This window comes from Bordetella bronchiseptica, assembly GCF_900636925.1.
Classification (GTDB): domain Bacteria; phylum Pseudomonadota; class Gammaproteobacteria; order Burkholderiales; family Burkholderiaceae_B; genus Bordetella; species Bordetella pertussis.
Window position 1 is genome coordinate 2,376,110 of sequence record NZ_LR134326.1, and the last position, 23,596, is coordinate 2,399,705.

22 protein-coding genes are annotated in these 23,596 nt (G+C 67.3%); 17 read left to right on the top strand and 5 right to left on the bottom strand.

Annotated features, from left to right (window positions below):
- The first annotated feature begins 5 nt into the window (after nucleotides 1–5).
- Complete coding sequence (gene purF / locus EL288_RS11080; protein WP_003811814.1) at nucleotides 6–1,526, top strand: amidophosphoribosyltransferase; 1,521 nt, start codon at nucleotides 6–8, stop codon at nucleotides 1,524–1,526.
- A gap of 43 nt (nucleotides 1,527–1,569) precedes the next feature.
- Here purF and EL288_RS11085 read toward each other — a convergent pair whose 3' ends face one another.
- The 4 genes from EL288_RS11085 to map are packed head-to-tail and all read right to left on the bottom strand — an operon-like array spanning nucleotide 1,570 to nucleotide 6,297.
- On the bottom strand, nucleotides 1,570–2,046 hold the full coding sequence (locus EL288_RS11085) for a disulfide bond formation protein B (RefSeq protein WP_003811812.1): 477 nt from the start codon (nucleotides 2,044–2,046) through the stop codon (nucleotides 1,570–1,572).
- A 50-nt stretch (nucleotides 2,047–2,096) separates the two neighbouring features.
- On the bottom strand, nucleotides 2,097–2,810 hold the full coding sequence (locus EL288_RS11090) for a MarC family protein (protein WP_003811810.1): 714 nt from the start codon (nucleotides 2,808–2,810) through the stop codon (nucleotides 2,097–2,099).
- Between the two features lie 38 nt (nucleotides 2,811–2,848).
- Nucleotides 2,849–5,446 (bottom strand): [protein-PII] uridylyltransferase, encoded by a 2,598-nt coding sequence (locus EL288_RS11095; RefSeq protein ID WP_126621928.1) that lies wholly within the window; start codon nucleotides 5,444–5,446, stop codon nucleotides 2,849–2,851.
- 29 nt (nucleotides 5,447–5,475) lie between these two features.
- Nucleotides 5,476–6,297, bottom strand: a complete 822-nt coding sequence (map, locus tag EL288_RS11100; RefSeq protein WP_003811806.1) for a type I methionyl aminopeptidase — start codon at nucleotides 6,295–6,297, stop codon at nucleotides 5,476–5,478.
- Between the two features lie 758 nt (nucleotides 6,298–7,055).
- On the opposite strand from map, the gene rpsB reads away from it, so the two are divergent.
- The 16 genes from rpsB to EL288_RS11180 all read left to right on the top strand — a co-directional run bounded on the left by rpsB (nucleotide 7,056) and on the right by EL288_RS11180 (nucleotide 22,674).
- Nucleotides 7,056–7,805 (top strand): 30S ribosomal protein S2, encoded by a 750-nt coding sequence (gene rpsB, locus EL288_RS11105; RefSeq protein ID WP_003811803.1) that lies wholly within the window; start codon nucleotides 7,056–7,058, stop codon nucleotides 7,803–7,805.
- A 183-nt stretch (nucleotides 7,806–7,988) separates the two neighbouring features.
- Complete coding sequence (gene tsf, locus EL288_RS11110) at nucleotides 7,989–8,867, top strand: translation elongation factor Ts (protein ID WP_010926570.1); 879 nt, start codon at nucleotides 7,989–7,991, stop codon at nucleotides 8,865–8,867.
- A 97-nt stretch (nucleotides 8,868–8,964) separates the two neighbouring features.
- Nucleotides 8,965–9,681 (top strand): UMP kinase, encoded by a 717-nt coding sequence (gene pyrH / locus EL288_RS11115; protein WP_010926571.1) that lies wholly within the window; start codon nucleotides 8,965–8,967, stop codon nucleotides 9,679–9,681.
- 14 nt (nucleotides 9,682–9,695) lie between these two features.
- Nucleotides 9,696–10,256 (top strand): ribosome recycling factor, encoded by a 561-nt coding sequence (gene frr / locus EL288_RS11120; protein ID WP_003811796.1) that lies wholly within the window; start codon nucleotides 9,696–9,698, stop codon nucleotides 10,254–10,256.
- A gap of 166 nt (nucleotides 10,257–10,422) precedes the next feature.
- Nucleotides 10,423–11,187, top strand: coding sequence for a polyprenyl diphosphate synthase (uppS, locus tag EL288_RS11125; protein WP_010930350.1), 765 nt, complete (start codon nucleotides 10,423–10,425; stop codon nucleotides 11,185–11,187).
- 19 nt (nucleotides 11,188–11,206) lie between these two features.
- On the top strand, nucleotides 11,207–12,064 hold the full coding sequence (locus EL288_RS11130; RefSeq protein WP_003811790.1) for a phosphatidate cytidylyltransferase: 858 nt from the start codon (nucleotides 11,207–11,209) through the stop codon (nucleotides 12,062–12,064).
- Complete coding sequence (locus EL288_RS11135) at nucleotides 12,061–13,260, top strand: 1-deoxy-D-xylulose-5-phosphate reductoisomerase (protein WP_003811788.1); 1,200 nt, start codon at nucleotides 12,061–12,063, stop codon at nucleotides 13,258–13,260. The genes EL288_RS11130 and EL288_RS11135 overlap by 4 nt, the downstream gene beginning before the upstream one ends.
- A 39-nt stretch (nucleotides 13,261–13,299) precedes the next feature.
- Complete coding sequence (gene rseP / locus EL288_RS11140; RefSeq protein ID WP_003811786.1) at nucleotides 13,300–14,634, top strand: RIP metalloprotease RseP; 1,335 nt, start codon at nucleotides 13,300–13,302, stop codon at nucleotides 14,632–14,634.
- Between the two features lie 52 nt (nucleotides 14,635–14,686).
- Complete coding sequence (gene bamA / locus EL288_RS11145; protein ID WP_003811784.1) at nucleotides 14,687–17,023, top strand: outer membrane protein assembly factor BamA; 2,337 nt, start codon at nucleotides 14,687–14,689, stop codon at nucleotides 17,021–17,023.
- 125 nt (nucleotides 17,024–17,148) lie between these two features.
- The gene (locus EL288_RS11150) at nucleotides 17,149–17,712 is read left to right on the top strand and encodes an OmpH family outer membrane protein (protein WP_003811782.1); all 564 of its coding nucleotides are present in this window, start codon (nucleotides 17,149–17,151) and stop codon (nucleotides 17,710–17,712) included.
- 8 nt (nucleotides 17,713–17,720) lie between these two features.
- Nucleotides 17,721–18,812, top strand: coding sequence for a UDP-3-O-(3-hydroxymyristoyl)glucosamine N-acyltransferase (gene lpxD / locus EL288_RS11155; protein ID WP_033449665.1), 1,092 nt, complete (start codon nucleotides 17,721–17,723; stop codon nucleotides 18,810–18,812).
- 71 nt (nucleotides 18,813–18,883) lie between these two features.
- Nucleotides 18,884–19,339 carry a 3-hydroxyacyl-ACP dehydratase FabZ gene (gene fabZ, locus EL288_RS11160; protein ID WP_003811776.1) on the top strand — a complete coding sequence of 152 codons (456 nt, stop codon included), beginning with the start codon at nucleotides 18,884–18,886 and terminating at the stop codon, nucleotides 19,337–19,339.
- Entirely contained in the window at nucleotides 19,340–20,134 is a 795-nt protein-coding gene (gene lpxA, locus EL288_RS11165) for an acyl-ACP--UDP-N-acetylglucosamine O-acyltransferase (protein ID WP_033459849.1), read from the top strand.
- Complete coding sequence (lpxB, locus tag EL288_RS11170) at nucleotides 20,131–21,312, top strand: lipid-A-disaccharide synthase (RefSeq protein WP_003811772.1); 1,182 nt, start codon at nucleotides 20,131–20,133, stop codon at nucleotides 21,310–21,312. The genes lpxA and lpxB overlap by 4 nt, the downstream gene beginning before the upstream one ends.
- Entirely contained in the window at nucleotides 21,299–21,904 is a 606-nt protein-coding gene (gene rnhB / locus EL288_RS11175; protein ID WP_003811770.1) for a ribonuclease HII, read from the top strand. Before lpxB ends, rnhB begins: the two co-directional genes overlap by 14 nt.
- Entirely contained in the window at nucleotides 21,901–22,674 is a 774-nt protein-coding gene (locus EL288_RS11180; RefSeq protein WP_003811768.1) for a TrmH family RNA methyltransferase, read from the top strand. Before rnhB ends, EL288_RS11180 begins: the two co-directional genes overlap by 4 nt.
- Nucleotides 22,675–22,685: 11 nt before the next feature.
- On the opposite strand, the gene ppsR is transcribed toward EL288_RS11180, so the two are convergent.
- Nucleotides 22,686–23,513 carry a posphoenolpyruvate synthetase regulatory kinase/phosphorylase PpsR gene (gene ppsR / locus EL288_RS11185; RefSeq protein ID WP_003811765.1) on the bottom strand — a complete coding sequence of 276 codons (828 nt, stop codon included), beginning with the start codon at nucleotides 23,511–23,513 and terminating at the stop codon, nucleotides 22,686–22,688.
- Between the last annotated feature and the right edge of the window lie 83 nt (nucleotides 23,514–23,596).

Consider the following 23,596-nt stretch of genomic DNA (forward strand, 5'->3'; position numbering starts at 1 on the left):
TCACCATGTGTGGAATCGTCGGGGTCATTGGGCGCGGGCCGGTCAACCAGCTGCTCTATGACAGCTTGCTGCTGCTGCAACACCGGGGGCAGGACGCGGCGGGCATCGCCACGCTGCAGGGCAACCACTTCAACATGTACAAGGCGCACGGCCTGGTGCGCGATGTGTTCCGTACCCGCAACATGCGCGCGCTGCCGGGCACCAGCGGCGTGGGCCAGGTGCGCTATCCCACCGCCGGATCCAGCGCCAGCGAGGAAGAGGCGCAGCCGTTCTACGTCAATGCGCCGTTCGGCATCATGTTCGCCCACAACGGCAACCTGACCAACTGGCGCGAGCTGCGCGAGTCGCTCTACCGCGTCGACCGCCGCCACATCAATACCAATTCCGATTCCGAAGTGCTGCTCAATGTGCTGGCGCACGAGCTGCAATCGGCCGCCAGCGGCGTGTCGCTCGACGATGACACGATCTTTCGCGCCGTCTCCGCGGTGCACCAGCGCGTCAAGGGCGCCTACGCCGTGGTGGCGCAGATCTCGGGCTACGGCATGCTGGCGTTTCGCGATCCCCACGGCATCCGGCCGCTGTGCATCGGCCGCCAGGAGACCGAGGAAGGCGTGGAATGGATGGCCGCCTCGGAATCCGTGGCGCTGGAAGGCAGCGGTTTTGCCTTCGTGCGCGACGTCGAGCCCGGCGAGGCGATATTCGTCGACCTCGACGGCCGCATGACCAGCCGCCAGTGCGCCGACAATGCGCAACTGGTGCCGTGTATCTTCGAGTACGTGTACTTTGCCCGCCCCGATTCGCTGATCGACGGCGTCTCGGTGTACGACGCGCGCCTGCGCATGGGCGAATACCTGGCCGACAAGGTCGCGCGCAGCATGCGCCTGGGCGATATCGACGTGGTGATGCCGATTCCCGACTCGTCGCGCCCGGCCGCCATGCAGCTGGCGCACCGGCTGGGGCTGGACTATCGCGAAGGCCTGATCAAGAACCGCTACGTGGGCCGTACGTTCATCATGCCGGGCCAGGCGGTGCGCCGCAAATCGGTGCGCCAGAAACTGAACGCCATCGGCATGGAATTCAAGGGCAAGAACGTGCTGCTGGTCGACGATTCCATCGTGCGCGGCACCACCAGCCGCGAGATCGTCGACATGGCGCGCGCGGCCGGCGCCAACAAGGTGTATTTCGCCTCCGCGGCGCCTCCGGTGCGATTCCCCAACGTGTACGGCATCGACATGCCGACCCAGAAGGAACTGATCGCCACCGGCCGCACCGATGACGAAATCGCCCGCACCATCGGCGCCGACGCGCTGATCTACCAGGACCTGCAGGACATGCAGCAGGCGGTGCGCGACATCAATCCGCGCCTGAGCCGCTTCGAGGCATCGTGTTTCGACGGCGAGTACGTGACCGGCGACATCACCGCCGAATACCTGGCCCGCCTGGGCCAGTCGCGCGACAGCAGCGCCGGCGACGAAGAGGCCGGCGGCCTGCAGTTCAACATGGGCTACGCGGCCAACGACGCCTGACCGGCGCGGCGCGGCCGGCTTGCGCAAGCCGGCCGCGCGGCCGTCAGGCGTTGCGCCGCAACGCCGCCGGCAGGGCCAGCGCCAGCACGATCACGAACAGCGCCAGGCTCCATATCGCATACTCGATGCCCAGCACCGCCACCGTGGCGTCCATGCAGGTGGCATAGATGCCGAACAGCCAGGGCAGGGCGCCGTCCAGTCCCGTGGCGCTCATGAAACGATCGGCGAAGGTCTGGTCGCACGACAGCATCTTGGCCGCCACGCTGTACTGGTACCAGGCGGCGACGATGCCGCAGATGGCCAGCAGCGCCGCCAGCATGGCGGCCAGGCGCGCCGCGATGGCGCCGGCCAGCGCGCCGGCCAGGGCCACCACGCCGATGCACAGGTAGATCAGCCGCTGCAGCACGCACCAGGCGCACGGCGGCATATCGAAGACATGCTGCGACAGCAGGGCCAGGCCCACGGCGCCAAAGCACAGGATGGCGATCAGGAAAAGCAGGCGTTCGCGGTATCGGGTCATGGGGGCAGGGACGGGAAACGGAAAGGGGCGGGCGGATGGCCGCGCCAGGGTTAGGCCGGCGGCGCCGCAATAGGTTGCATGATCTGCCGCATGACGTCCAGCAGCAGTTCGCTCGCGCCGCTCCAGAAGATCTGCACGCCCAGGCACAGCATGATGAACGCCGACAGCCGCATGAACACGGCGGTGCCGTTGTCGCCCAGCCGGTGCAGCATCTGCGCGGCAAAGCGCAGGCAGATGAACAGGGTGAAGGCCACCAGCGCCACGCCGGGCAGCGAGCCGGCCAGGCGCGCCAGGCTGAGCATGTGGTTTTCGTCGCGCAGCGACGCGCCTACCGTGATGCAGGCGGCGATGGTGCCGGGGCCGCAGCTGATCGGAAAGGTGAGCGGGTAGAAGGCGCGCGCCTGCGCCATCTCGGGCGTGAACGATTCGGCCATCTGGGCGTGCCGCGACGTATCGGCATCGGGCGAGTTGACCAGCCGCCAGGCGCTGTAGATGACCAGCATGCCGCCGCCCACGCGTACGATGGCCAGCGAAATCCCGAAGAAACTGAGCACCACGTTGCCGGCGATCATGGCGCCGATCATCATCAACGCCACGTTGATGGCCACGCGCTTGGACAGCTGGGCGCGGGTCTGCTTGGACGCGCCCTCGGTCAGCGTCCAGAAGATCGGCGTGATGGCCGGCGGGTTGAGAAACGGCAGCAGCGTGGCCAGGGCAAAGAAGAAGCTGCGTCCGAAAACCAGCAGGTACTCGTTGTATGGCATGGCGGCGGGGGCGGTGGCGGGGTGAAGGCCGCGGCCGTTCAGGCGGCCTGCTGGCGCGGCTCGTCGCCGGCCAGCGCGTCCAGGATGGCGCGTTCGAACTGCATCTGGCTGCGCGGGCGCTCCAGCGCCGAGCCCGACACGATGAACACGTCCTCGACGCGTTCGCCCAGCGTCATGATCTTGGCCATGATCAGGTCCACGCCGTGTTCGGCGAATACGCGCGCCAGCGCGTACAGCAGGCCGGGCCGGTCGGTCGCGGTGACCGACAGGCGCCAGGACTGGCTGCGTTCGTCGGGCGAGAGCTCGGCCTGCGGCATGACCGGAAACACCCGCGAGCGCCGGGCGTGGCTGTGCGGCAGGCGCCGTGGCGCATGTGCGTGCCCGGCGGCGTGCGGATCGCGCAGGCGTTCGGCCAGCTCGTGCTCCACCAGGGTGGCCTGGGCGCGCAGGTCGGCGAAGCCCTCGGGCGCCAGCACGATGAAGCTGTCCAGCGCCCAGCCGTGGCGGGTGGTGTGCACGCGCGCATCCTGCACGCTGAGCGACTTGGCGTCGAAGTAGCCGCAGGTCGTCACGAACAGATCCGGCGCGTCGCGCGTGTAGACCATGACCTGCAGCCCCTCGCCGTGCTCGGTGGGGCGGACCCGCACCACCGGCTCGTCGGGCGCCACCTGGTAATAGAGGTGGCGCGTGTGCCAGGCGATCTCGGAGGCGTCGTGGCGCAGGAAGTAGGCGATGTCCAGCTGGTTCCAGAAGGCTTCGCGGGCGTCGTCGCGCAGGCCCGCCAGGCGGGTCAGGCGGGCCGCCTCGTCCTTGCGCTCGGTCAGCACGGTGTGCGCGTCGGCGTGCGCGCCGCCCAGCGCCGCCAGGGTCAGGCGGAAAAGGTCTTCCAGCAGCTTGCCCTTCCAGGCGTTCCAGACGCGCGGGCTGGTGCCGCGGATGTCGGCCACGGTCAGCAGGTAGAGGGCGGCCAGGCGGCGTTCGTCGCCCACCTGGGCGGCGAAGTCGCGCACCACCTGCGGGTCGGACAGGTCGCGCTTCTGGGCGACCGCCGACATCAGCAGGTGATGGCGCACCAGGAACTCGACCAGCTCGGCATCGGCCGGATCCAGGCCGTGGTCCTGCGCGAAGCGGCGCACCTCGCGCGCGCCCAGTTCGGAATGATCGCCGCCGCGGCCCTTGGCGATATCGTGGAACAGCGCCGCGACATACAGCAGCCAGTGGCGGTCCAGGCCGGCGATCAGCTGGCTGGCCAGCGGGTATTCCTGGGCGTGCTCGGGCATGGTGAAGCGGCGCAGGTTGCGCACGACCGCCAGGGTGTGCTGGTCGACCGTATAGACATGGAACAGGTCGTGCTGCATCTGGCCGACGATGCGCCGGAACACCGGCAGGTAGCGCGGCAGGATGTTGAGCATGGTCATGCGGCGCAACTCGTGGACGATGCCGCGCGGCTGCTGCAGGATCTGCAGGAACAGCTTGCGGTTGACCGGATTGCGGCGGAACTGCGCGTCGATGCGGTGGCGCGAATGCCAGATGGCGCGCAGCGTGCGGGCCGACATGCCGATCAGTTCCGGATGCTGCTGCATCACCAGGAAGGCGCGCAGCAGCAGCGTCGGATTGCGCTCGAAGCCATCCTCGCGCACGATGTCCAGCCGCTCGCGCAGGTTGCGGAAATCGTCGTCGATCAGGCGCGCGTCGCTGTCCGGGCGCGGGAACAGCCGTTCCTCGATGTTCTGTACCAGGATGACATTGAGCTGGGTCACCAGGCGCGCGGCCCAGTAATAACGCTGCATCAGCAGTTCGCTGGCGCGCCGCGTCGCCGTCGACGCAATGCCATAGACCGCGGCCAGGCCCGGTTGCAGGTCGAACAGGACGCGGTCTTCGCGCCGGCCCGTCAGCAGGTGCAGCTCGATGCGCAGGCGCTTGAAGGCCTGTTCGGCGCGCCGCAGGTCGCGCGCTTCGGACGAGGTGAGCAAGCCGGCCTGGGCCACCTCGCGCCAGCTGTGGCCGAAGCCGGCGGCGCGGGCCATCCACAGGATGACCTGCAGGTCGCGCAGGCCGCCAGGCGACTCCTTGCAATTGGGTTCCAGCGCGTAGGGCGTGTCCTGGTAGCGGGCGTGGCGCTGCTGCATCTCCACCCGCTTGGCCTGGAAGAACACCGCCGCGTCCAGCCGTGCCCGCATGGCGCTGTCCAGGCGCTTCATGAGCGTGCGGCTGCCGGCCAGCCAGCGCGATTCCAGCAGCGCCGTCTCGACGGTGATGTCGCCGCGCGCCTCGCGCTCGCAGTCTTCCAGCGTGCGCACGCTATGGCCGGGTTCCAGGCCCAGGTCCCACAGGGCGGCCACCAATGCCTCGACCGCGCGCGCATCGGCCGCCGACGGGGGCTGCGGCAGCAGGATCAGCAGGTCGACGTCGGAATGCGGATACAGTTCGCCGCGGCCATAGCCGCCGACCGCCGCCAGGGTGGCGCCGGCCGGCAGCGGACACAGCTTGACCAGCTCGCGCAGCGCCTGGTCGACGATGCGCCGCAATTCGGTCAGCAGCATGTCCGGCCGGGGATGCTGGCGAAACTGCGCGACGGCTGCCGCCCGGGCGGCCTGCATGCGCTGCTTCAGCGGATTCAGATCGACGTGGGGCATGGGGCAGCCTTGCCGCGCGGCGGCGGGGGTCAGAGAGCCGGGATTTCGACCGGCCGTGTCACGAAGGCCGGCGGGGCGGGCATGCCGGGCGAGACCGTCAGCACTTCGTAGCCGGTATCGGTGACCAGCACCGTGTGCTCCCACTGGGCCGACAGGCTGTGGTCGCGCGTCACCACCGTCCAGCCGTCGGCCAGCTGGCGGATTTCGCGCCGGCCGGCGTTGATCATGGGCTCGACCGTGAACAGCATGCCGGTCACCAGCTTGACGCCGGTGCCGGGCTTGCCGTAGTGCAGCACCTGCGGGTCTTCATGGAAGCGCTGGCCGATGCCGTGGCCGCAGAATTCGCGCACCACCGAGAAACCCTGCGCCTCGGCGTACTTCTGGATGGCATGGCCGATATCGCCCAGCGTGGCGCCATTGCGCACCTGTTCGATGCCTTTCCACATGCAGTCGTAGGTGATGTCGGTCAGGCGGCGCGACAGGATCGAGGGCTCGCCCACGTGATACATGCGGCTGGTATCGCCGAACCAGCCATCCTTGATGATGGTGACGTCGATGTTGAGCGAATCGCCGTTCTTGAGCACCTTGTCGCCCGGTATGCCATGACAGACCTGGTGGTTGACCGAGGTGCAGATGGCGCCGGTGAAGGGCGGGTAGCCGGGTGGGGCGTAGCCTATGGTGGCCGACTTGACCTTCAGTTCGTCGGTCAGGTAGGCCAGGCACAGCTTGTCCAGCTCGCCCGTCGTGACGCCTGGTTTGACGTACGGCGTAATGAAGTCGAGGATTTTGGCGGCGTCTTGGCAGGCGGCGCGCATTTTGGCCAGATCGGCCGGATCGGTAACGATGCCCATGTATCAGCTTGAGTGGCGCGGTCGAAAAATAGTAGAATTATAGGCTTGCCTGGAAAAGCACGCCCTGTCTTGGCCCGGAATGTGATGTCGAATGTGATTGTCGAACGTGATTGTCGAACGTGATTTGTCTTGTGCTTGTGCGACGATGGGCACGAGGACAGGCCGGTTGAAAGAGCAGGGCAGGCAGGCAAGTAGCAAAGCAGTAAGTGTAAGGCTATACGGTTTGTCTTGCGTTCGCACGGAGTCTTGCCCGGTGTTTTGGGCGATTTGTGCGGGGCGAGGCGGGCCGGATGGGCCGGATGGCTGGGAAAGGGTAGACTGGCTTTGGCCTGCGGTTGGCGCGTTGCGCGGTATCGCGGGTTGATGTGGCACCATTTTCTCGATCGACGCTTTAGAGCAGCGGTGCAGGCGCGGTGTGGGCGCCCGGCTTAAGTTCTTGGCGGCTCGCGCTGGCGGGCTGCCTGAAGAACTGCCCCGGGATCCTGATTCCAGCGGCCCGATTCCGCTGCCAACAAGGCAGCCAGCTGGGGGCGACAATGTCGGCCGCCAGCGCGGATCGAGACAGGTGGCGCCGGCCGCGTGCGCCCGCGACCGTCTGGGTTCATAGCTGCGTCCCTGGTTTGGGGCGCGGCGATCGGTCGGCTCGGTTTGTTTTTTTTATTTCATCCTGTTTGTCAGGAAATCGCGCGTTATGCCACCCAGGGTGTCGGTTTTATCCGATGCAGGTGTAGCGCAAGACTTAACCCTCGGAGATAGTTATGTCCCTCATGCGTGAAATGCTGGAAGCTGGCGTCCACTTTGGCCACCAGACCCGTTACTGGAACCCCAAGATGGCCCCGTACATCTTCGGTCACCGTAACAAGATTCACATCATCAACCTCGAGCAGACGGTCGCCAAGTACCAGGAAGCCTCGAAGTTCGTCAAGCAACTGGTCGCCCGTGGCGGCAACATCCTGTTCGTCGGCACCAAGCGCGCCGCGCGCGAACTGGTGGCAACCGAAGCCGCCCGCTGCGGCATGCCCTACGTCGACGCCCGCTGGCTCGGCGGCATGCTGACCAACTTCAAGACGGTCAAGAGCTCGATCAAGCGCCTGAAGGACATGGAAGCCATGGTCGCCGACGGCGGCTTCGAGCGCATGACCAAGAAGGAAGGCCTGCTGTTCCAGCGCGAACTGGACAAGCTGAACAAGTCGATCGGCGGCATCAAGGACATGAACGGCCTGCCCGACGCGCTGTTCGTCATCGACGTCGGCTACCACAAGATCGCGGTCGCCGAAGCCAAGGTGCTGGGCATCCCGGTCGTGGCCGTGGTTGATACCAACCACTCGCCCGACGGCATCGACCATGTCATTCCCGGCAACGACGACTCGGCCCGCGCCATCGCGCTGTACGCCAAGGGCATGGCCGACGCCGTGCTGGAAGGCCGCGAGCAGAACATCAATGGCCTGGTCGAGGAAATCGGCGAAGGCCAGGAAGAGTTCGTCGAAGTGCAGGACAACCAGGCCTGATAGCCGGTTGCCGCGCCGGCCGGGCCGGCAAGCCTCGGGCGCTGGGCGCCCGGGCTGCCGCCCGGATGCCGGCGCCGAGGTGGGCTCCCGCCTCACGACCCGCCCAGGCGGGTGCCATATCGAATCAACCATATGTCCCGGTTCATGCTTGCCGGGCCATGTCTTAGCGAATTTGGAGCAAACATGGCTGAAATTACCGCCGCCCTGGTCAAGGAACTGCGCGAGAAGACCGATGCGCCCATGATGGAGTGCAAGAAGGCTCTGACCGAAGCCGAAGGTGATCTGGCCCGCGCCGAGGAAATCCTGCGCGTCAAGCTGGGCAACAAGGCCAGCAAGGCCGCCGCCCGCGTGACCGCCGAAGGCCTGATCGGCCTGTACATCGCCGCCGACGGCAAGCAGGGCGCCGTCATCGAAGTCAACTGCGAGACCGACTTCGTCGCCAAGAACACCGATTTCATCGATTTCATCAACAAGCTGGCCGAGCTGGTCGCCACGCAGAATCCGGCCGACGTGGCCGCGCTGTCGGCGCTGCCGTTCGGCGAAGGCACGGTCGAGACCACCCGCACCGCGCTGGTGGGCAAGATCGGCGAAAACATCTCGGTGCGCCGCTTCGAGCGCATCCAGACCCCGAACTCGCTGGCCAGCTACGTGCACGGCGGCAAGATCGGCGTACTGGTCGAGTTCTCGGGCGCCGAGGAAGTGGGCAAGGACCTGGCCATGCACATCGCCGCGACCAAGCCCAAGGCCCTCAATGCCGACGGCGTCAACGCCGAAGACATCGCCGCCGAGCGCTCGGTAGCCGAACAGAAGGCCGCCGAATCGGGCAAGCCCGCCGAAATCGTCGCCAAGATGGTCGAAGGTTCCGTGCAGAAATTCCTGAAGGAAGTTACTCTGCTGTCGCAACCCTTCGTCAAGAACGACAAGCAAACGATCGAACAGATGCTCAAGGAAAAGGGCGCTTCGATCACCAAGTTCGTTCTGTTCGTCGTTGGTGAAGGGATCGAGAAGAAGACCGCCGATTTCGCTTCCGAGGTCGCCGCCGCCGCCGCTGGCCGCGCCTGACGCGTCATCGTAGGGGCCGGCCAGGGCGGGGCTTCCCGAACTGCCGGCCTATTTCTTGTCTTACACTTTCGTCGGATCGTTTCTCGGGATATCACCTATGAGCAGCAGATCATATAAACGGGTTCTTCTCAAACTTTCCGGCGAGGCGCTGATGGGCGAAGATGCCTTTGGCATCAATCGCTCCACCATCGTCCGCATGACCGATGAGATCGCCGAAGTCGCCGCACTGGGCGTCGAACTGGCCATCGTCATCGGCGGAGGCAATATTTTCCGTGGCGTCGCCCCGGGCGCGCAGGGCATGGACCGCGCGACCGCCGACTACATGGGCATGATGGCAACCATCATGAACGCGCTGGCGCTGCAGGACGCGCTCAAGCACAAGGGCGTCGACACGCGGGTGCAGTCGGCGCTGAACATCGACCAGGTGGTCGAGCCCTACATCCGGCCCAAGGCCCTGCGCTACCTCGAAGAGGGCAAGGTCGTGATCTTCGCGGCCGGCACCGGCAACCCGTTCTTCACCACCGATACCGCGGCCGCGCTGCGCGGTGCGGAGATCGGCGCCGAAATCGTGCTCAAGGCAACCAAGGTCGACGGCATCTACAGCGCCGATCCCAACAAGGATCCGACCGCGACCCGCTACGCGCGCATCAGCTTCGACGAAGCCATCGTGCGCCGGCTCGAGGTCATGGACGCCACGGCGTTCGCGTTGTGCCGTGACCAAAAGCTGCCCATCAAAGTGTTTTCGATCAACAAGTCCGGCGCCCTCAAGCGGGCCGTCAGCGGCGAAGACGAAGGCACGCTGGTACACGTTTAAGAAAAGGAAATTCCATGAGCGTCGCAGATATTCGTAAGTCCGCTGAAACCAGGATGGCCAAATCGCTTGAAACGCTCAAGGCGAGCCTGGCCAAGATCCGCACGGGCCGCGCCCATACCGGCATCCTGGATCACGTGCAGGTCGAGTACTACGGCTCGCCGGTGCCGATCAGCCAGGTCGCCAACGTGAATCTCGTCGATGCCCGCACCATCAGCGTGCAGCCGTACGAGAAGAGCATGGCGGGCCCGATCGAAAAGGCGATTCGCGAGTCGGACCTGGGACTGAATCCGGTCTCGATGGGCGAAACCATCCGCGTGCCGATGCCGGCCCTGACCGAGGAGCGCCGCCGCGACCTGACCAAAGTGGTCAAGAGCGAAGGCGAGGACGCCAAGGTGGCGGTGCGCAACCTGCGCCGCGAAGCCAACGAGGCGCTCAAGAAGCTGGTCAAGGACAAGGAAATCTCCGAGGATGACGAGCGTCGCGCCCAGGATGATGTCCAGAAACTGACTGACCGTGCCGTCGGCGACATCGACAAGATGATCGTCCAGAAAGAAGCGGAAATCATGACCGTATAATTCCGGTTGAGGTATCGGGGCCGTATCGACGGCTCCGGTGTCGATATCGGAATCTGTTCCGTACGCGCCGTCCCGGCCGCGCTGGTCCTGTCGGATTTGGCGCAGGCGCGACGGCGCAGGCTTTTGCAATACCTTTTTGCTTGCCGCCTTGCGCCAAGCTCCAGCCATGGCACTCAGTTCGACTCAGGCGATTCCGGAAACGGGGGACATCCCCAGGCACGTAGCCATCATCATGGATGGCAACGGCCGCTGGGCGACGCGCCGCCACCTGCCGCGCACGGCAGGGCACGCCAAGGGCGTGCACGCGGTGCGCCGCGTGGTCGAGGCCTGCGGCCGGCGCGGCGTGCGCTACCTGACTCTGTTCGCATTCAGTTCCGAGAACTGGCGCCGTCCGGCCGACGAGGTGTCGCTGTTGATGCGGCTGTTCGTGCAGGCGCTCGAGCGCGAAGTCGACAAATTGCAGGACCAGGGCGTGCGCCTGCACGTGGTGGGAGACCTGAGCGCGTTCGAGCCCAAGCTGCAGGAACTGATCGCCCAGGCGCAGGAACGCACCGAGCACAACGACCGGCTGCACCTGACGGTGGCGGCCAATTACGGCGGCCGCTGGGACATCCTGCAGGCCACGCGCGCCATGCTGCGCGCCGATCCGGGCCTGGCCCAGGATCCCGACCGCATCGACGAGGCGCGGCTGGCCGAACATCTTTCGATGGCCTGGGCGCCGGAACCGGACCTGTTCATCCGCACCGGCGGCGAACAGCGCATTTCGAACTTCCTGGTCTGGCAACTGGCCTACGCTGAATTCTATTTCACCGAACAATTCTGGCCCGATTTCGGCGCCGACGAGCTCGATGCCGCCTTCGAGTGGTATCGCACGCGCGAGCGGCGCTTCGGCCGCACCAGCGCGCAATTGCGCGGCGGCGCCAAGCGCTGACCCCCAAGGAGACGTATTCATGCTGGGCCAGCGCATCATCACCGCCGCCGTATTGCTTGCCGTCCTGGCCCTGACGCTGGCGCTGGCCAACCCGTGGTGGTTCGTCGCCTTGCTGGCGCTGGGCGCGGCCTGCGCCGCCTGGGAGTGGCTGCGCCTGACGGTGCGCCAGCCCCCCTCGGGTGCGCTGTGCGTCGGCCTGGCGGCGGCGCTGCTGGCGGCGATGCTGGCCATGGCGCAGGCCTGGATCCAGGGAGGCGTGTCCGGCCTGCGGCTCGAGGTCTGGGTCGGCTACTGGCTCACCCCGGCGGTCGTGGCCGTCTGGCTGCTGGGCGCGGGCACGGCGGTCGCGCGCGGCCGCGCCGACGCGCCGGCGGCCAGCCTGGGCTGGACGCTGTTCGCCATTCCCGCCGTGCTGGCCGCCTGGTCGGTGTTGGCGCTGATGTATCTGTCGCGCGGCGGCGCCTATGTGGTGTCGCTGCTGGCGCTGGTGTGGGTGGCCGATATCGCCGCCTATTTCGCCGGCCGCGCCTTCGGCAAGCGCAAGCTGGCGCCGCGGGTCAGCCCGGGCAAGACGGTGGCCGGCGCGGTGGCCGGCGTGCTGGGCGCGGTCGCGTGGATCGCCCTGAGCAGCCAATGGGATGGAACTTATGGCCAGGCGCTGGTCGAACGCTGGTCCTGGTGGCTGGCGTTGCCGGCGGCCGCCTTGCTGGGCGTCGTCTCCATCGTCGGCGACCTGTTCGAGTCCTTGCTCAAGCGCCGCGCCGGCCGCAAGGATTCCAGCGCGCTGCTGCCCGGCCACGGAGGCGTCTATGACCGCATCGACGCCATCCTGCCGGTGGCGCCGCTGGCGTTGCTCATGTCTGGAGTGTTGTTTTGACCCGTTTTCAACGCGTCGCCGTCCTGGGATCGACCGGATCGATCGGCGACAGTACGCTCGACGTTATCGCGCGCCACCCGGATCGGCTGGGCGTGTATGCCCTGTCGGCCTATAGCCGCATGGACAAGCTGGCCGCCCAGGCGGCCGCCTGCGGCGCCGCCGTGGTGGTCGTGCCCGACGATGCGGCGGCTGCGCGCTTTCGCGCCGCCTGGCGCGGCAAGGCCGCCATGCCCGAGGTGCGGGTCGGGCCGCGCGCGCTGGCCGAGACGGCCGCCGCGCCCGAGTGCACCACGGTCATGGCCGCCATCGTCGGCGCCGCCGGCCTGCCGGCGGCCCTGGCCGCGGCGCAGGCCGGCAAGCGGGTGCTGCTGGCCAACAAGGAAGCGCTGGTGGCGGCCGGATCGCTGTTCATGGCGGCCGTGCGCGAGAACGGCGCCGAATTGCTGCCCATCGACAGCGAACACAACGCCATCTTCCAGTGCATGCCGCAGGGCGCCCGGGCGGCCGCGCCCACCGCGCCCGCGCCCGGCGTGCGGCGCCTGCTGCTGACCGCCTCCGGCGGCCCGTTCCGGCGCCAGGACCCGGCCGACCTGCACGAAGTGACGCCGGCCCAGGCCTGCGCACATCCCAACTGGAGCATGGGGCGCAAGATTTCGGTCGATTCGGCCACCATGCTGAACAAGGGACTGGAGGTCATCGAGGCCCATTGGCTGTTCGCCATGCCGTCCGAACGCATCGACGTGCTGATCCATCCGCAAAGCGTCGTCCATTCCATGGTCGAGTACGACGACGGCTCGGTGCTGGCGCAACTGGGACAGCCCGACATGCGCACGCCCATCGCCTACGGGCTGGGCTTTCCGGAGCGCCTGGCCAGCGGGGTGGGGCTGCTGGACCTGACGCGCTGGGGGCGGCTGGATTTCGAGCAGCCCGACCTGCAGCGCTTCCCGTGCCTGGCGCTGTCGTTCGCCGCGCTGCGCGCCGGCCAGCCGGCCTGCGTGGCCCTGAACGCGGCCAACGAAGTCGCGGTGGCCGCGTTCCTGGAAGGGCGCCTGCGCTATACCTGGATCGCCCGGGTCATCGAGGCGGTGCTCGAGTGGCAGGCCAAGCAGGCATCTGTTACCCTGACCAGCCTGGATGACGTGCTCGACCTGGATGCGCGCGCGCGCTCATTCGCCGGCAATCTCGGCCTGGCGTGACGCGCCGGGCCGCCTTTCGCGTCCACCCGAGTCTGATCCATGCTTTTCACGCTGCTGGCCTTTGTCGTCGCCCTGGGCACCCTGATTACGTTCCATGAACTGGGCCACTACTGGATCGCCCGGCTGTGCGGCGTGCGCGTGCTGCGTTTTTCCGTCGGGTTCGGCCGGGTGCTGGCGCGCCGCACCGACCGCCACGGCACCGAGTGGGCCATTTCCGCGATCCCCCTGGGCGGCTACGTCAAGATGCAGGACGATCCGCCGGCAGGCGCCAGCGCGGCCGAGGCGGCGCGCTCCTTCAATGCCCAGCCGGTCGGGCGCCGCATCGCCATCGTGGCCGCTGGGCCGCTGTTCAATCTTTTTCTCGCCGTGGTCCTGTATGCCGGCCTGAACCTGGCCGGCACCGAAGTGCCCGCGCCGGTGGTGGGCCAGCCGGCGGCCGGCACGCCGGCCGCGCAGGCCGGCCTGATGGCCGGCGACCGCATCGAGGCGGTGCAGGGGCGCGCGGTCGATTCCTGGAATGACGCGCGCTGGCGCCTGCTGGACGTGCTTTCCAGCCAGGGCGAGGCGCAGCTGGAAGTGCGCGGCCCCGGCGGCGCGGCGCGCGGTCTCGTGCTGCAGGTGCCGGGCGGCAACCGCCTGGATCCGGCCGACGGCGACCCGCTGGCCGAGACCGGCCTGCGCCTGGCCCAGCCCAAGCCGGTGGTGCGCGAGGTCATCGCCGGCGGCGCCGGCGAGCAGGCCGGCCTGCGTGGCGGCGACCTGATCGTGGCGGCCGGCCAGGCCGCCGACCTGGACGCGGGCGCGCTGGTGGCCCTGATCCAGCGCCATGCCGGCCAGCCCCTGGCCCTGACGGTGCAGCGCGGCGCCGACCGCCTGACCCTGACGGTGGTGCCGCGGGCCGAATCCGTGCAGGGCCAGGAGGTGGGCCGCATCGGCGTGCAGCTGGGCGGGGATATCCCCATGGTCACGGTGCGCTACGGGGTGATCGACAGCGTCTGGCGCGGCGCCCAGCGCACCTGGGACACGGCCTGGCTGTCGTTGCGCATGATGGGCCGCATGGTGCTGGGGGAGGTCTCCTGGCGCAATATCAGCGGCCCGGTCACGATCGCCGATTATGCCGGCCAGACCGCCCGGATCGGCCTGGAAGCCTATATTGCCTACCTGGCGCTGATCAGTATCAGCCTGGGCGTATTGAACCTGCTGCCGATACCCATGTTGGACGGAGGGCATCTGCTGTACTATCTCGTCGAAATTGTAAAAGGCAGTCCCGTTTCCGATCGCTGGATAGACATCGGCCAGCGAGCCGGCATCGGCCTGCTCGCAGGATTGATGGGCTTGGCACTGTTCAATGATTTTGCGCGCCTGTTCACTTAGGCACGAATAGAATAAAATCCCCCGCCATTTGCACGACCAAGGATACCCAAGGATGTCTCTACGCCGGATGTTTCATCACAAAAAGGGCGTTATACCGGGTTTGTTAGCCGCCGCGCTTCTTGCGCCCGCGCTGGCCCATGCCTTCGAGCCCTTTGTCGTGCGGGATATCCGCGTGGAGGGCATTCAGCGTACCGACGCCGGCACGGTGTTCGGCTACCTGCCGGTCAAGGTCGGCGAGAAGTTCACCGACGAGGAGGCCACCGAGGCGGTGCGCCGCCTGTACGGCACGGGCTTTTTCAGCGACGTGCAGATCCAGACCGACAACAACGTCGTCGTGGTCGTGGTGCAGGAGCGCCCCACGATCGCCTCGATCAGTTTCAATGGCATGCGCGAGTTCGACTCCAAGGCCATTACCAAGTCGCTGGCTCAGGTGGGTTTCGGCGAAGGGCGCATCTTCGACCAGTCCATGCTCGAACGCGCCGAGTACGAGCTGAAAGAACAGTACCTGGCCAAGGGCAAGTACGGCGTCGAAGTCACCGCGACGGTCACGCCGCTGCCGCGCAACCGGGTGGGCGTCAGTTTCGACGTGTTCGAAGGCGAAGTGGCCAAGATCCGCGAAATCCGCGTGGTCGGCAGCAAGGCTTTCTCGGAAGGCGAGCTGCTCGACCAGTTCGACCTGACCACGCCGGGCTGGCTGACCTGGTACACCAACACCGACAAGTACTCGCGCGAGAAGCTGGAAGGCGACATCGAGCGGCTGCGCTCGTTCTACCTGGACCAGGGCTACCTGGAGTTCACGGTCGAGCCGCCCCAGGTCACCATCTCGCCCGACCGCAAGGACATCTACATCACCATCACCGTGCACGAGGGCGAGCCCTACAAGGTGCGCGAAGTGAAGCTGGCCGGCAACCTGATGGGGCTGGACAGCGAAATCAACAACCTGGTCGAGATCAAGCCGGGCGAGGTCTTCTCCGCCGCCAAGGCCAACAACTCGGCCAAGGCCATTACCGACTACCTGGGCGACCTGGGCTACGCATTCGCCAACGTCAACCCCAACCCGCAGCTCGACCGCGCCAAGCACGAGGCCGACGTCACGTTCTACGTCGACCCGAGCCGCCGCGTCTACGTGCGCCGCATCCAGATCGGCGGCAACACGCGCACCCGCGACGAAGTGGTGCGGCGCGAAATGCGCCAGCAGGAAGCCGCCTGGTACGACGCGGGCGACATCAAGGTGTCGCGCGACCGCGTCGACCGCCTGGGCTATTTCAACGAGGTCAACGTCAAGACCGATCCGGTGCCGGGCTCGCCCGACCAGGTCGACGTCAACGTGGACGTCAAGGAAAAGCCCACCGGCATCATCAACCTGGGCGTGGGCTACGGTTCGTCCGAAAAGGCGATTCTGTCGGCCGGTATCAGCGAAGACAACGTCTTCGGCAGCGGCACCAACCTGACGCTGCAGTTGAATACCAGCAAGACCAACCGCGCCGTGGTGCTTTCGCACACCGATCCGTATTTCACCAAGGACGGCATCAGCCGCACCACCTCGGCGTACTACCGCGTCACCGAGCCGTGGGACAACAACGACGGCGACTACCGCGTGAAGGCCATGGGCCTGGGCATGAACTTCGGCGTGCCCATCTCCGAGTACGACCGGATCTTCCTGGGCGGCACGTTCGAGCGCAACCAGATCGATCTGTACAACAACTCGCCGCAGGCCTATCGCGACTTCGTCGACCAGTACGGCGATTCGACCAACGCGCTGATCTTCAACACCGGCTGGTCCAAGGACACGCGCGACAGCGCGCTGGCGCCGACCAAGGGCGCGTACACGCGCCTGAAGGGCGACTTCTCCACGATGGATCTGAAGTACTACCTGCTGACGGCGCAGCAGCAGTACTACCTGCCGCTGGGCCGCAGCTACACGCTGGCCCTGAACGGCATGATCGACTACGGCCGCAGCTACGGCGGCCTGGACTACCCGGTGATCAAGAACGTGTACGCCGGCGGCATCGGCACGGTGCGCGGCTACGAGGGCGCCTCGCTGGGCCCGCGCGACCGCCTCACGGGCGACTACATCGGCGGTTCGCGCCGCATGGTGGCCAACGCCCAGCTGTACCTGCCGTTCCCGGGCGCCTCGAAGGACCGCACGCTGCGCTGGTTCGTGTTCACCGATGCGGGCCAGGTCGCGGCCGGCAGCGGCATGTCGTGCACGGCCGGCAAGCCGGGCAGCGAAGTGGAGGATCCGTGCGGCTGGCGCTTCTCGGCCGGTATCGGCCTGTCGTGGCAGTCGCCGCTGGGTCCGCTGCAGTTGTCGTACGCTCGCCCGCTGAATTCGAAGTCCGGCGACGACACGCAGGCGTTCCAGTTCCAGATCGGCACGGGTTTCTGATCGCTGCGGGGAAGCCTGCGAGCCGTTACGCATGAAAACATGGGAAATGGCCGGTTGCCCGGCCGTCCCGCAGTTTAGTGGCACAATATCGTCTTTGCTTTACCTCATTGGAAGGTGAGATTTTCATGATGTCTGATTTCGCACTTAATACCTCGGGTTCCAAGCGCGCCAAACGAGGGGCCGGCAAGCTGGGCGTATCGCTGGCGCTGGCGGGTGCTTTGCTGTTCGGGTCGTCCGCGGCGGTCACCGCGCAGGCGCAAGGCACCAAGATCGGCTTCGTGAACACGGAGCGGATCCTGCGCGAATCGGGTCCGGCCAAGGCGGCGCAAAGCAAGATCGAATCCGAATTCAAGCGCCGCGACGACGAACTGCAGCGCCTGAGCAGCAGCCTGCGCTCGCAGGCCGAGAAGTTCGACAAGGATGCCCCGGTGCTGTCCGAATCGGACCGTGTCAAGCGCCAGCGCGAGCTGAGCAACCTCGACATGGACCTGCAGCGCAAGCGCCGCGAGTTCCAGGAGGATTTCAACCGCCGCCGCAACGAAGAGTTCTCGAGCATCGTCACCAAGGCCAATGACGCCATCAAGCGCATTGCCGAGCAAGAGAACTACGACCTCATCATCCAGGACGCCGTTACGGTCAACCCCCGTATCGATATCACCGACAAGGTGATCCAGAGCCTGGGCCGATAAGCACGCCCATGCCGGTTCTGCTGGACCCTGAAAACGCGCTCGCTCTCGATGTCCTGCTGGCCGGCACCGATGCCCAGGGGCTGGACTGGCACCTGAGCGCCCCCGATGCCGCCGATCTGCCCAGGATCCGCGGCATCGGCACCCTGTCTTCGGCGGGAAGCGAGGAAATCAGCTTCCTGTCCAATCCCCGCTACCAGAATCAGCTGGCCACCACGCGCGCCGCCGCGGTCATCGTGACGCCCGACGTCGCGCAGGCCCGGCAGGAGCAGGGCGCGTCGGGCCACGTGCTGGTGGTGTGCAAGCATCCCTATCTGCTGTATGCGCGCCTGGCGCAGTGGTTCGAGCGCGCCAGCCGGCCGGCCGGGCCCGCCGGCGTGCATCCGTCCGCGGTGGTCGACCCCAGCGCCGAGATCGACGCCGATGCGCGCGTCGGCGCGCAGTGCGTCATCGAGGCGGGCGCCCGCATCGGGCGCGGCGTCAGGCTGGGGCCGGGCTGTGTGATCGGCGCCGGCTCCACGGTAGGGGCCGACAGCCTGCTGCATCCGCGCGTCACCCTGTACGCGGGCGTGCACGTGGGCGAGCGGGCCATCATCCACAGCGGCGCCGTGCTGGGCGCCGACGGTTTCGGTTTCGCGCCCGATCCCACGCTGGGCCGCGGCGCCTGGGGCAAGATCCCGCAGTTGGGCGGGGTGAGGGTGGGCAACGATGTCGAAATCGGCGCCAACACCACCATCGACCGCGGCGCGCTGGACGACACGATCGTGGGCGACGGCGTGAAGCTGGACAACCAGATCATGGTGGCGCACAACGTGCGGATCGGCGCGCATACCGCCATTGCCGCCTGTGTCGGCATCGCCGGCTCGACCACCATCGGCGAGCGATGCACCATCGGCGGCGCATCGATGCTGTCCGGGCACCTGGCCATCGCCGACGACGTCAATATCTCGGGCGGCACCGCGGTGACATCGAACATCGCGAAGGCCGGCCGCTACACCGGCGTGTATCCTTACGCCGAACACAGCGAATGGCAGCGCAATGCCGCGGTCATTCAGCAATTGGCGCTGCTGCGCCGGCGCTTGCGGGCCCTCGAGCGGGAATAATCCCGCACGGCCCGTGTGCCCGGTTGGCGGCGCATTGCAACATAATCTATTTTTGCTTTGCAGGAAAACAAATGGAACTCGACATCAAGGGGATCATGGACCGGCTGCCGCATCGCTACCCGATGCTGCTGATCGACCGTGTGCTGGAGATGGTGCCCGGCAAATCCATCGTTGCCATCAAGAACGTCTCGATCAACGAGCCGTTTTTCACGGGCCATTTTCCGCATCATCCGGTCATGCCGGGCGTGCTGATCGTCGAGGCCATGGCGCAGGCTTCGGCCCTGTTCTCGTTCACCGACGAGAACGGCGGGCTGAAGTGCGACGGCGCCAAGACCGCCTACTACCTGGTGGGCATCGACGGCGCGCGGTTCCGTAAACCCGTGGTGCCGGGCGACCAGTTGCGGCTGGAAGTCGAGGCCGAGCGCCTGTCGCGTACCATCTGCAAGTACCAGGGCCGGGCCCTGGTCGACGGCCAACTGGTCGCCGAAGCCAAGCTGATGTGCGCGATCCGTAGCCTGGAAGAGTAAATGTCAGGAAACATCCATCCCACCGCCGTGGTCGATCCGGCGGCACAGATCGACAGTTCGGTCGTGATCGGCCCATACAGCGTGGTGGGGCCGGGAGTCAGCATTGCCGCGGGCACCGAGGTCGGCGCGCACTGCGTGCTCGACGGCGTGACCAGCATCGGGCGCGACAACCGCTTCTACCGCTTTTGCTCCATCGGCGGCATGCCGCAGGACAAGAAGTACAGCGGCGAACCGACGCGACTGGTCATCGGCGACCGCAACACGGTGCGCGAGTTCACCACGTTCAACACCGGCACGGTGCAGGACGGCGGCGTGACCAGCATCGGCGACGACAACTGGATCATGGCCTACGTGCACATCGCGCACGACTGCCATATCGGCAACAACACCATCCTGGCCAACTCGGTGCAGCTGGGCGGCCACGTGCAGGTGGGCGACTGGGCCATCGTGGGCGGCCTGACCGGCGTGCACCAGTTCGCCAAGATCGGCGCGCACAGCATGACCGGCGGCAACAGCTCGCTGATGCAGGATGCGCCCCCGTTCGTGCTGGCGGCGGGCAATCCGTGCCGGCCCGTGGGCGTCAATGTCGAAGGCTTGAAGCGGCGCGGTTTCTCGGCGGCGGCCATCTCGGCGCTGCGCGATGCGTACAAGTCGATCTACCGGCGCGGACTGTCGCTGGACGAGGCGCGCGCCGAGCTGCGCGCGCGCCAGCAGGTCGAGCCGGATGTCGCCGAGCATCTGCAGACCATGCTGGACTTCCTGGACGCTTCGACGCGCGGCATCATCCGGCCATGAGCCTGCGCATAGGCATGGTCGCCGGCGAGCCTTCGGGCGACCTGCTGGCCGGGCGCATCATCGCCGGCCTGCAGGCCCGGGCACCCGGCGTGCACTGCGCCGGCATAGGCGGGCCCCAGATGGCGGCGCGCGGCTTCGAGGCCTGGCACCCCATGCATGCGCTCACGGTGTTCGGCTACATCGATGCGTTCAAGCGGATTCCCAGCCTGCTGTCGACCTACGGCGACGTCAAGCGGCGCCTGCTGGCCGAGCCGCCGTCGGTGTTCGTGGGCATCGACGCGCCGGATTTCAACCTGCGCCTGGAGCACCAGTTGCGCCAGGCCGGCACCCCCACCGTGCATTTCGTCGGTCCCTCGATCTGGGCCTGGCGCTACGAACGCATCAACAAGATCCGCGCCGCCGTCTCCCACATGCTGGTGCTGTTTCCGTTCGAGGAAGCGCTCTATCGCAAGGAAGGAATCCCGGTCACCTATGTCGGCCATCCGCTGGCCGGGGTGATTCCCATGCAGCCCGATCGCGCCGCGGCCCGCGCGCGGCTGGGCATCGACGCCGACGCGCGGGTGCTGGCCATCCTGCCGGGCAGCCGCTCGTCCGAGATCCGCCTGCTTGCGCCGCGTTTCCTGCAGGCCGCGGCCGAGCTGGTCCGGCGCGATCCACGCCTGCAGTGCGTGGTGCCCATGGTCAACCCGCAGCGGCGCGCCGAGTTCGAGGCTATCGCGGCCCAGCATCCGGTGCCGGGCCTGCGTTGCGTGACCGCCGCCGAGGGGCAGGGCGAGACGCCGGTGGCCTGGTCCGTCATGGAGGCGAGCAACGCCGTCCTGGTGGCCAGCGGCACGGCCACGCTGGAAACGGCGCTGTACAAGCGGCCCATGGTCATTTCGTACGTGCTGTCGCCGTGGATGCGGCGCATCATGGCCTGGAAATCCGGGCAGCAACGTCCCTACCTGCCGTGGGTGGGGCTGCCCAATGTGCTGCTGCGCGATTTCGCCGTGCCGGAGCTGCTGCAGGACGAGGCCACGCCGGCCGCGCTGGCCGAGGCGACCTGGCAGGCGCTGACCGACGAGGCCGGCGCGGCGCGCATCGAGGCGCGCTTTACCGCCTTGCACCAGGACTTGCTGCGCGATACGCCGGCGCTGGCCGCCCAGGCGATTCTGGAGGTGGCCGATGGAGCAGCCTGACCTGTTCGGCACGCTGGCACCGCTGCCCGCCATCATTGCCGGCGTCGACGAAGCCGGTCGCGGACCGCTGGCCGGCGCGGTCTATGCGGCCGCCGTCATCCTGGACCCGGACCGGCCGGTCGACGGCCTGGCCGACTCCAAGGTGCTCAAGGCCGAGCAGCGCGAAGCGCTGGCGGTGCAGATCCGCGCCCAGGCGCTGGCCTGGTTCGTGGCCAGCGCCAGCGTGCAGGAAATCGACAGCCTGAACATCCTGCGCGCCACCATGCTGGCGATGCAGCGCGCCGTGGCCGGCCTGGCCATGGCGCCGGAACTGGCCATGGTCGACGGCAACCAGGCGCCCAAGCTGCGCTGCGCCGTGCAGACCGTGATCAAGGGCGATGCGCTGGTGCCGGCGATCTCCGCCGCGTCCATCCTGGCCAAGACGGCGCGCGACGCCGACCTGCTGCGCCTGCATGCCTTGTATCCCCAATACGGCTTCGACCAGCACAAGGGCTACGGCACGCCGCAGCACCTGTCCTTGCTGCGCGAGCACGGCCCGTGCCCCGAACACCGGCGCAGCTTCGCGCCGATCAAGGCGTACGGCGCGCCATGAAGCACCTGAGTTCGCGCGACAACCCGGCGGTCAAGGCGTTGCACAAGCTGGCCGCCGGCGGCGGCCGCCGCGACGGACGGATCCTGCTCGACGGCGTGCATCTGTGCCAGGCCTGGCTGGCGCACCAAGGCACGCCGCTGCAGGCGCTGTTCGATGTCGCGCGGCTGGACCATCCCGAGATCCGCGCCCTGGCCGGCCAGGTGCCGCCGCAGCATTGCCTGGCGCTGGATTCGCGCCTGCTGCAGGGGCTGGCCAGCGTCGAGAGCGGCCAGGGCGTGGTGTTCGTGGCGCGCGCGCCCGAACCCGCGCTGCCTGAACGCATCGACGAGAACTGCGTGCTGTTCGACCGGATCCAGGACCCGGGCAATGTCGGCACCTTGCTGCGGACCTGCGCGGCGGCCGGCGTGCGCCGGGTGCTGCTGGCGGCCGGCACGGCCGCGGCATGGTCGCCCAAGGTGTTGCGCAGCGGCCAGGGCGCGCATTTCGCGCTGCATATCCACGAACACCTGGACCTGGAGGCGGTGCTGCCGCGGCTGGACGTGCCGCTGGTGGCCACGACCCTGGCGCGGTCCGGCTCGCTCTACGACACGGACCTGCCGGCGCGCTGCGCCTGGGTGTTCGGCCACGAAGGGCAGGGCGTGGCCGAGGCGCTGCTGCGGGCGGCCGCGCTGCGCGTGCACATTCCGCACGAGTCGGCGGCGGTCGAGTCGCTCAATGTGGGCGCCGCCGCCGCCATCTGCCTGTTCGAGCAGCGCCGCCAGCGCCGCTGACCCGCCCGCGCCTAGACGCGCTCCAGTCCGACCTCCTGCAGCACCGTGGTGGCGATTTCCTCGATCGACTTGGTGGTCGTCGACAGCCACGAAATGCCCTCGCGGCGCATCATGCGCTCGGCCTCGGCCACTTCGTAGCGGCATTGCTCCAGGCGCGCGTAATGGCTGTTGGGGCGGCGCTCGTTGCGCACCTCGGCCAGCCGCTCGGGCTGGATCGACAGGCCGAACAGCTTGCCGCGGTACGGCGCGATGGTCTTGGGCAGCGCGCCGCGCTCGAAATCGTCCGGGGTGAGCGGGAAATTGGCGGCCTTGACGGCGTACTGCATGGCCAGATAGAGGCTGGTCGGGGTCTTGCCGCAGCGCGACACGCCCACCAGGATCACGTCGGCCTGGTCCAGCTGGTTGACGAACTGGCCGTCGTCGTGCGCCAGGCTGAAGTTGATGGCGTCGATCCGGTTGCGGTATTTCTCGGAGTTGGCCGCCATGTGCGAGCGTCCGATGGAGTGGCTGGACTTCAAGCCCAGGGCCTGCTCGATGTGGCTGACGAATGTTCCAAAAAGATCGAGGAAAACGCCGTTCGACTGGCGAACCAGCGCCAGGATCTCGGGGTTGACCAGGGTGCTGAAGACAATCGGCGGCACGCCGGCCTCGAGCGCGTTGCGGTTGATGCGCGCCACCACCTCGCGCGCCTTGTCCAGCGTATCGATGAAGGGCAGGCGCACGGGCTTGAAATTGACCTCGTCGAACTGCGATAGCACGGAGTGGCTGAAGGTCTCGGCGGTGATGCCGGTGCTGTCCGAAACGATGTAGACCGCACGTTCAATAGGGGTAGAAGTCATATGTAAAAAATTCCAACCAGGTACCGGGAGGCTTGTGCCCAAGCGAGTACAATCGCCCCCTAATAAGTCACCCCAAGGGGCGG

Bases quoted from the DNA above. Each gene is read 5' to 3' on its own strand.
- purF (WP_003811814.1), top strand. From the start codon at position 6: ATGTGTGGAATCGTCGGGGTCATTGGGCGCGGGCCGGTCAACCAGCTG.
- EL288_RS11085 (WP_003811812.1), bottom strand. From the start codon at position 2,046: ATGACCCGATACCGCGAACGCCTGCTTTTCCTGATCGCCATCCTGTGC.
- EL288_RS11090 (WP_003811810.1), bottom strand. From the start codon at position 2,810: ATGCCATACAACGAGTACCTGCTGGTTTTCGGACGCAGCTTCTTCTTT.
- EL288_RS11095 (WP_126621928.1), bottom strand. From the start codon at position 5,446: ATGCCCCACGTCGATCTGAATCCGCTGAAGCAGCGCATGCAGGCCGCC.
- map (WP_003811806.1), bottom strand. From the start codon at position 6,297: ATGGGCATCGTTACCGATCCGGCCGATCTGGCCAAAATGCGCGCCGCC.
- rpsB (WP_003811803.1), top strand. From the start codon at position 7,056: ATGTCCCTCATGCGTGAAATGCTGGAAGCTGGCGTCCACTTTGGCCAC.
- tsf (WP_010926570.1), top strand. From the start codon at position 7,989: ATGGCTGAAATTACCGCCGCCCTGGTCAAGGAACTGCGCGAGAAGACC.
- pyrH (WP_010926571.1), top strand. From the start codon at position 8,965: ATGAGCAGCAGATCATATAAACGGGTTCTTCTCAAACTTTCCGGCGAG.
- frr (WP_003811796.1), top strand. From the start codon at position 9,696: ATGAGCGTCGCAGATATTCGTAAGTCCGCTGAAACCAGGATGGCCAAA.
- uppS (WP_010930350.1), top strand. From the start codon at position 10,423: ATGGCACTCAGTTCGACTCAGGCGATTCCGGAAACGGGGGACATCCCC.
- EL288_RS11130 (WP_003811790.1), top strand. From the start codon at position 11,207: ATGCTGGGCCAGCGCATCATCACCGCCGCCGTATTGCTTGCCGTCCTG.
- rseP (WP_003811786.1), top strand. From the start codon at position 13,300: ATGCTTTTCACGCTGCTGGCCTTTGTCGTCGCCCTGGGCACCCTGATT.
- bamA (WP_003811784.1), top strand. From the start codon at position 14,687: ATGTCTCTACGCCGGATGTTTCATCACAAAAAGGGCGTTATACCGGGT.
- EL288_RS11150 (WP_003811782.1), top strand. From the start codon at position 17,149: ATGATGTCTGATTTCGCACTTAATACCTCGGGTTCCAAGCGCGCCAAA.
- lpxD (WP_033449665.1), top strand. From the start codon at position 17,721: ATGCCGGTTCTGCTGGACCCTGAAAACGCGCTCGCTCTCGATGTCCTG.
- fabZ (WP_003811776.1), top strand. From the start codon at position 18,884: ATGGAACTCGACATCAAGGGGATCATGGACCGGCTGCCGCATCGCTAC.
- lpxA (WP_033459849.1), top strand. From the start codon at position 19,340: ATGTCAGGAAACATCCATCCCACCGCCGTGGTCGATCCGGCGGCACAG.
- lpxB (WP_003811772.1), top strand. From the start codon at position 20,131: ATGAGCCTGCGCATAGGCATGGTCGCCGGCGAGCCTTCGGGCGACCTG.
- rnhB (WP_003811770.1), top strand. From the start codon at position 21,299: ATGGAGCAGCCTGACCTGTTCGGCACGCTGGCACCGCTGCCCGCCATC.
- EL288_RS11180 (WP_003811768.1), top strand. From the start codon at position 21,901: ATGAAGCACCTGAGTTCGCGCGACAACCCGGCGGTCAAGGCGTTGCAC.
- ppsR (WP_003811765.1), bottom strand. From the start codon at position 23,513: ATGACTTCTACCCCTATTGAACGTGCGGTCTACATCGTTTCGGACAGC.